The following is a 7,034-nucleotide window of genomic DNA, read 5'->3' as shown; positions in this document are numbered from 1 at the left end:
AGATGTGGATAAGAGACAGGGAGGGGGTGGGTGTATTCGGCTTCGCCTCGGCAGGCGGCGAGGAGGTCCTTCTTGGGTGGGAGTACGTCCATCGTGGTCACCGGTTGCCTCCGGGTGGGATCCACGCGCCGGCGCGTGTGGGCACTCTGAGGGCAGGGATCGGGCAGTGGATGTTCAGTATCTTGGCCAAGCCCTGTGCTGAGAGGCCCAATGCTGCTGCGCCGAAATGGATTTGGTCCCATTGCGGGCTGTCGAACGCCGGGCGCTTTCGGAGTGCCTCACCCGCGCAGATGGCTGCTACCGCGACGATCGTGGACACCGTCCGCTCCGGTAGCCAGGGCAGATTCCATTGATTCGGGCCTACGTACCAGGCGGACAGGCGATCCGCCGGTGCCTCGATGCCTGACATAAGTTGCAAAACCATCCCCCTGGTGATCCTTGGGTGGGTCGGAGCGAACGCCGCTGTGCCTGCCCGTCGTGTGCGGGTGATCCGTCAGAGCGACTAGAGCAGCTCCAGCTGCGACCGCTACTCTAGCCACTATATTTTAGAACGCAAACACGCGTCAGATTACGGATAGATTGACGTACGATGTGCCTCAACTGATCTAGTGGAGGTAGAGATGCCCAGCTCACCGATCGTTGCCCGATGGGAGATCGCCATTCGGCTGCGCAAGCGCCGGGAGGAACTCGGTCTGATGCCTGCGGCGATCACCAAGCAGCTGGGGCTGTCGCCAGCCTATCTGTCGCACATCGAAAACGAGCGAAATCTCATGTCGGAGGACAAGTTACGTCCACTCATGGATGTGCTCGAACTCCCCAAGGACGAGCAAGAAGAACTGCTCGCGATCCACGCGATCGCCAAGAGCCGGGGCTGGTGGAGCAGGTATACCGGGGTCTTCAACGACGACCTGCTCCGCCTGCACGGCCTCGAGTACGGAGCGCAAGCGATCCGGGTGTACGAGAGCGTGTTGATGCCCGGCCTCCTGCAATGTCCGGAATACGTTCACGCGCTTATGAACTCGCCGATCGGCGTCCGTTCTCCGGTACAACAGGATCAGCAGGCCGAAGCGCGCCTGCGTCGTCAGGAACGCCTGTTCGGACCGGAGCCTCCGCATCTCACCGCAATGCTCAACCAAGCCGCATTGCTACAGCAGCCCTGGGGTGTTGATGTCGCACGCGCACAGTTGCGACATCTGCTCCGGCTTCTGAACGACTATCCGAAGTCCCTCGATGTCCGCATCATCCCCTTCGACTCACCTGTATGCCTGGTCCTCGGCGGACCCACGATCTACCTGCTGGACTTCACCGCACCGCTGCTACCCACCGTGGCATGGTCGGAGAACGGGGCGTTCGGCAAGATCATCGAGGATGAGCAGCAGGTGCGCGAACTCAATCATCTCTACAACAGCGCGTTCGGCATGGCGCTCAGCAGAGACGATTCCATCGAACTGATCGAACGTACAGCTCGCGAGCTAGGATCTGGTACATGAGTACGGAGCGGACCACCGACGGCAGTTCATGGTTCAAGTCATCCTTCTCCAAGGACGCCGCCAGCTGCGTCGAGGTCCGCTTCACCCCTGGCACGGTCCTGATCCGTGATAGCAAATACCTCCGCGACCCCGCCAACCCCCCTGCCGCACAACCGATCATCGCCATCCCCGCCATGTCCTGGCCCGCATTCCTGGCCCTGGCCCTCGGCCACGCCGTCACCGCTCCGAACCTCCCCACTCTCACCACCCACCCGGACGGCGGCGCAACCCTGACCTCCCCGGACGGCACCGCCCTGACCTACACCCAGGCCGAGTGGATCGCCTACACCTCCGGCATCCACGCCGGCGAGTTCGCCGCCGCCTGACCCAGCGTCGACGTCCTATAAAACACGTAGACAGACCCGTGGCCTACCGTTGTTCGCGGCGGCGGGTCAGGCGGCTTCGGAACTACTTCGGGTCGAGCACGAATACCGGGATCTGCCGGTCGGTCTTCTCCTGATACTCGGCGTAGGGCGGATACGCGGCCACGGACCGAGCCCACCACTCGGCTCGTTCGGCGCCTTCGACCTCACGCGCGACGTAGTCCTTGGTTACGGTGCCGTCCTGCAGCGGGAACTCCGGGTGCGCCTTGATGTTGTAGTACCACGTCGGGTTCTCGGGCGCGCCGCCCTTGGACGCCACCACCGCATAGCTGCCGTGATGCTCCACCCGCATCACCGGGGTGTAACGGAGCTTACCGGTCTTGGCGCCGCGAAGGGTCAGTAGCACCACCGGCAGGCCGACTACCTCGACTCCGTCGGTGGTCCCGGTCTCGAGGATCGTCTTCGTCTGGTCCTGTACCCACGCCGTGGGGCTGAGTTCTGCGGATTCGCTAGCCATGATGACGAACAACATTCCCCGCACCCGCCTCATTCCCGCGCCATCGACGTATGGAGGCGGCGCGACCCTGACCTCCCCTGATGGCACCACCCTCACCTACACCACGAGCATCCGCGCGGGTGAATTCGCTGCCGCTCGACCCGAGTCCGGGCATCCCCGGAGATCAGCTCGAAGCGCGGTGAGCCGACCGCCCTTTCGCCGCCAACCGCAACACCGTGCTTGCGGCCAATCGCGCGCTCGCCGGCGATCCGGTCGTGCAAGCGATCGTGTTCGGCGACCACGCCGCCATGCACGAGGTCATGCTCGCGGCCATGGGCTTGTCCGGCCCCCACCGCGAAGCCATGTCCGCTGTGGTCACCTCATGGCTGATGTTCGTGCACACCCTGTGCCTGGAATGGCTCGAACACCGAAGCCTCACGCGCGACCAGGTCCGCGCGAGCTGCTTGGGCGCCCTGGCTGGAAGCCTTGCCGCACTGCAAGATTCACAGCACCAAACCTGAGTTCGGCTACCTGGCAAGGTCGGCCGGTTCGTCCAACCGAGTCAGCTTGTGCGGGTTGGCGATCGCGTGGATTCGGGTGACGCGACCGTTCTCCACCAGCAGGCTCATCGCGGCCACCCGCCCGGCATCCTCGATCCGGCCCGCCGGTGCGCCGTTGAACCACACCGCCACAACCACCCGATCTGGGCGCACGAGCACCTTCGCCACCCGTTCGGCCCCGTGGATCGGCGCCGCCGCGGCGGGCACGACTCCACCGCCATCGGCGATCAGGACCACGTCCGGCGCCATCACATCCAGCAGCTCCCGCAGGTTCCCGGTGCGCAGCGCGGCCAGGAACCGCTCCACTACGGCCTGCTGTTCGGACCGGCTCACCGGCACGCGCGGTCGCCGCGCCGCGACGTGTTCGCGTGCGCGCCGCGCGATCTGCCGCACCGCGGCCACGGACTTCCCCACGGCCTCGGCGATCTCGTCGTGCGGCACGTCGAAGACCTCGCGCAGCACGAAGACCGCGCGCTCGGTCGGACCGAGCGTTTCGAGCACGGTCAGCATCGCGATCGAGACGCTCTCCGCGAGCTCCACATCCTCGGCGACGTCCGGGCTGGTCAGCAGCGGTTCCGGCAGCCACTCCCCGACATAGTCCTCCCGGCTGCGCGATCTGGTCCGCAACTGGTTGAGCGCCTGCCGGGTGACGGCCCGGACCAGATACCCCCGCGGATCGCGGACCTCGGACCGGTCGACGCCCGCCCACCGCAGCCAGGACTCCTGCAACACGTCCTCGGCATCGGCTGCCGAGCCCAGCATTTCGTAGGCGACGGTGAACAGCAGGCTGCGATGGACGACGAACGGGTCCTCCGTCATGCCGTCGGCGCCAGCGGGATCGCGCACGCGTCGGAGTATCCCTGCGAGGTAATCCCCTGTGCCGTATTGCATCTGGTTGCCATGTTGGCGAAGCCGACGATCACCGTGAGTTCCACCATCGCCGCCGGACCGAGCCGGTCGAGCAGACGTGCGGACAGCTCGTCGGTGACGGTCGGCGGCGTATTGGTCATGGCCTCAGCGAATTCCAGCACGTCACGCTCCAGCGGCGTGAAGACCTCCGACTGCCGCCAGCGCGGTACCTGACTTGCCTTGACCAGGTCCAGCTCCTGGTTCAATGCCAGGAAATAGTTGACGTCGAGGCACCAGCTACAGCCGACCTGTGCGGCAACGGCCATGTGCGCGAACGTCTTCAGGCTCGCGTCGGCAGCATCCCACTGGCCGACGCCGGCCGTGAACTGCTCGTTGGTCGCGGCGACCTTAGGGTTGTTCCACAGCACCTCGACCGGCTCGGGCACGGCGCCGAGTTGCTCGAGTAACTTGTCGCGGAGTTCGGCTGCGAGTTCGGCCTTCGGAACGCGGGGTGTCATGGTCTTCTCCCTGGGAGGTGTGTCTGTTCGACATGAAGACACCGCGCGGTCGGCGAATGTGACAGCTGTCCTCACATTCCCCGGGAGCACCGATCGACGCAACGCAGATCGCCGGGCCCGGCGAAGTCGTACCGGTACTCGAAGTCGTCGACGGGGTCGAGGATCTGCTGGTATTCGATGACCCGACGATGCGGTCGCCGACGGGACCGGTCCAGGAGTTCGGCCAGGCGTTGGCCGATCGTCCGCCCGCCGCCGTCACCGCCGGTGAGGCGGCAGATCTCGGCGACGGTCAGGCCGAGGTCGCGCAGGCCCACGATGCTTCGCACGCACAACAGCGCCTCGGTATCGTAGAGGTGGTATCCTGCGGGACTACGCCCCAGTGTATGAATCAACCCGAGATCGGTGTATTCACGTAACGCCTTCACCGAAATGTTTGTGCGGCGCGACAATTCACCGATCGTCATATGGCTGGCTGCGATGCTCATATATCGACTCCTCTCCCTCACCATACCGCCAGGTCCGCACCTTCACGGCAGCTTGGCTCTCACTCCAGCCGAGTGCGCAGGAAATCCAGCACCTGATGAAGGGCGGCCTGGGTCGGCTGGCCGGGTTCGTCGATGAGATGTTCGGTCAGGACCGAGTGTGGACTCAGGACTCCCTCCGGGTTCGCGGCGGAATCGTCGAGTTCGATGGCGGTGAAGGCGTCGCCGAGCTGTTCACGCAGGAAGGTGAATCGTTCCGCGGGAGAGCGTTTGTCGCCTCGAAAACGCAAACCCATGACCGAAAGTCCGTCCGCGCAGCGTTGTTTGATGCGGTCCAGGTCGGCCGGAGAGACGTCGATCGAACACCTCTGCCGGGCGGTGAACCCCAGCGGCAGCCCGGGCTGGGACAACACCGGAGCGATCAAACGGTCGTCGACGGCCGTCGCCAGGGCGAACCCCGAACTCGTCGCCGACCACCTGCGCCGATTCTTCGCCGAATAGGTCCCGGTTCGACGCCGTGCGCGCGGGTCGAGCCGATTAGCCTGGGTGGAATGCCGAATCCGCTGCACTTCGAGGCGCATGCCGAGATCTACGACCGTGCGCGACCGCCGTACCCGGCGGCATTGTGGGACAGACTGCGCGACAACGAGTTACTGCGATACGGCACCCGGGTGATCGAACTCGGGGCGGGTACCGGGCTGGCGACCGGACCGATGCTGCGGGCGGGCGCCTCGGTCACCGTCGTCGAGCCCGGCCCGGCTCTCGCCGCCCGCCTGCGCCTCCACTGCCCGGAGGCGACCGTGCATGTCGGCAGCGCCGAAACCGCGCCGTTGCCGTCCGCGGCGTTCGATCTTGCTGTCGCGGCGACGGCGGTGCATTGGTTCGACTTGGACGTGGTGCTGCCGAAACTGCATCGCGCGTTGGTTCCCGGTGGTCATTTCGCCGTGTGGTGGAACACCTACGGCGACCTGTCCGTCGCCGTCACGCCGTTCCGGGAACGAGTTGCCGCGATCGTCGCCCGCCGGGACCTCTCGGCACAGTCGCCCGCCGCCGAACCGGATATCGATGCCTGGGCCCGGCAATTGACCGAAACCGGGTACTTCGTCACCATCCACGTCGAGCAGTTCTCCTGGACCATCGAGCTGAGCAGCGACCAGATCCGTGACCTGTTCACCACTTTCAGCAACTGGACCGCCACCGAAGCCGATGAAGCGGGCCGGGCCGTGCACGACCTCGGCGGCCATGTGGTCGAGCATTACGTCACCCCGCTCATCGTCTTCGAGCGTGCCGAACAGGTATGACGAGAGACCTGCTCCGTGGTGAAATCAGTAGCGGGGGAACGCTCCCCAACCTTTGATCTCGAAAGAGTCGTTACGGTGGGCGATTTCGAGCGCGCTGTGCCCACTGAAGTGCGCGGGCAACAGCAGCGCGTTGTTATCGGCGGCCCAGCCGAGCAGCTCACGCCGGGTCTTGTTCGCCGCGGCAGGGTCCTCACAGAAGCAACTGCTGTGGTCCGGATGCGCCACCTGCAACGGCGTGTGCATCAGATCCCCTGCGAACAGCGCCCTGTCGCTGCCCGAGCCGAGCAGGATGACGCTGTTGCCCGGGGTGTGGCCCGGAGCGGCGATCAAACGCAGGTTGCCGTCCACCGCATGCTCGTCCTCCCACAGCTGCACCTGACCCGCGGCGTAGACGGGTTGGACGCTGTCCTCGAAAGCGTTCTCGTTCGTGCCGCCGGCGATGTTCGGGTTGTGAGCGGGGTTCCAGTACTCGAAGTCGAGCCGTGGCATCAGATAGGTGGCATTGGGAAAGGTCGGCACCCACTGCCCGTCCGCCAGCCTGGTATTCCAGCCGACGTGATCGACATGCAGATGAGTGTTGATCACCAAGTCGACGTCCTCGGGCCGAATGCCCGCAGCGGCGAGGTTGTCCAGGTACCCGAGCGACAGGTGATCCCATGCCGGCACCGCCGGCCTGGGCTTATCGTTTCCGATCGCGGTGTCCACCAGGATAATTCGGCCCTCGCTGCGCAACGCCCAGCTCTGGAAGGCAACGTGCACGATGTTGTCGTCCGCACCCAGATGATCGGGCACGAGCATGTCCCGCTGCTCCTGCCAGTCCCGCTCCGGTGATCCGGGGAGGAACTGCTCGGGAGTCATCCCCAGGGGTCCGTGCATCTCCTCGACCCGGGTCACGGTGACATCGCCGAGAGTGATCTGGTTCATGAGTTCTGTTCCTGACGTCGAAAGTTGTCGGTCGCAGCAACCACTCTCGGAT

The 7,034-nt window shown here is 65.2% G+C and carries 9 protein-coding genes and 1 pseudogene; 4 read left to right on the top strand and 6 right to left on the bottom strand.

Annotated elements, in window-relative coordinates:
- Positions 1-620: 620 nt before the first annotated feature.
- A complete protein-coding gene (locus tag JZ791_RS34325; RefSeq protein WP_216900424.1) occupies positions 621-1,490 on the top strand; it encodes a helix-turn-helix domain-containing protein in 870 nt (289 codons plus the stop codon).
- Complete coding sequence (locus JZ791_RS34320) at positions 1,487-1,855, top strand: DUF397 domain-containing protein (RefSeq protein WP_216900422.1); 369 nt, start codon at positions 1,487-1,489, stop codon at positions 1,853-1,855. Before JZ791_RS34325 ends, JZ791_RS34320 begins: the two co-directional genes overlap by 4 nt.
- An 82-nt stretch (positions 1,856-1,937) precedes the next feature.
- Here the strand turns inward: JZ791_RS34320 and JZ791_RS34315 are convergent, their stop codons facing one another.
- Entirely contained in the window at positions 1,938-2,369 is a 432-nt protein-coding gene (locus tag JZ791_RS34315; protein ID WP_254206814.1) for a nitroreductase family deazaflavin-dependent oxidoreductase, read from the bottom strand.
- Between the two features lie 215 nt (positions 2,370-2,584).
- Between JZ791_RS34315 and JZ791_RS34310 the strand changes: the two genes are divergently transcribed.
- Positions 2,585-2,869 (top strand): hypothetical protein, encoded by a 285-nt coding sequence (locus JZ791_RS34310; RefSeq protein ID WP_216900419.1) that lies wholly within the window; start codon positions 2,585-2,587, stop codon positions 2,867-2,869.
- 6 nt (positions 2,870-2,875) lie between these two features.
- Here JZ791_RS34310 and sigJ read toward each other — a convergent pair whose 3' ends face one another.
- From sigJ to JZ791_RS34290, 4 genes and pseudogenes are all read right to left on the bottom strand, one after another.
- Positions 2,876-3,727 (bottom strand): RNA polymerase sigma factor SigJ, encoded by an 852-nt coding sequence (sigJ, locus tag JZ791_RS34305; protein WP_216900433.1) that lies wholly within the window; start codon positions 3,725-3,727, stop codon positions 2,876-2,878.
- Positions 3,724-4,275, bottom strand: coding sequence for a carboxymuconolactone decarboxylase family protein (locus tag JZ791_RS34300; protein WP_216900417.1), 552 nt, complete (start codon positions 4,273-4,275; stop codon positions 3,724-3,726). The genes sigJ and JZ791_RS34300 overlap by 4 nt, the downstream gene beginning before the upstream one ends.
- 71 nt (positions 4,276-4,346) lie before the next feature.
- A complete protein-coding gene (locus tag JZ791_RS34295; protein WP_254206813.1) occupies positions 4,347-4,760 on the bottom strand; it encodes a MerR family transcriptional regulator in 414 nt (137 codons plus the stop codon).
- Between the two features lie 59 nt (positions 4,761-4,819).
- Positions 4,820-5,221 (bottom strand): annotated as a pseudogene (locus JZ791_RS34290) (dienelactone hydrolase family protein); the annotation flags it as partial.
- A gap of 87 nt (positions 5,222-5,308) precedes the next feature.
- On the opposite strand from JZ791_RS34290, the gene JZ791_RS34285 reads away from it, so the two are divergent.
- Entirely contained in the window at positions 5,309-6,058 is a 750-nt protein-coding gene (locus JZ791_RS34285) for a class I SAM-dependent methyltransferase (protein ID WP_216900415.1), read from the top strand.
- A gap of 24 nt (positions 6,059-6,082) precedes the next feature.
- Here JZ791_RS34285 and JZ791_RS34280 read toward each other — a convergent pair whose 3' ends face one another.
- A complete protein-coding gene (locus JZ791_RS34280; protein WP_216900413.1) occupies positions 6,083-6,982 on the bottom strand; it encodes an MBL fold metallo-hydrolase in 900 nt (299 codons plus the stop codon).
- Between the last annotated feature and the right edge of the window lie 52 nt (positions 6,983-7,034).

Source organism: Nocardia alni (genome assembly GCF_019038435.1).
GTDB lineage: Bacteria > Actinomycetota > Actinomycetes > Mycobacteriales > Mycobacteriaceae > Nocardia > Nocardia alni.
This window is presented reverse-complemented; position numbering and strand designations above follow the sequence as displayed.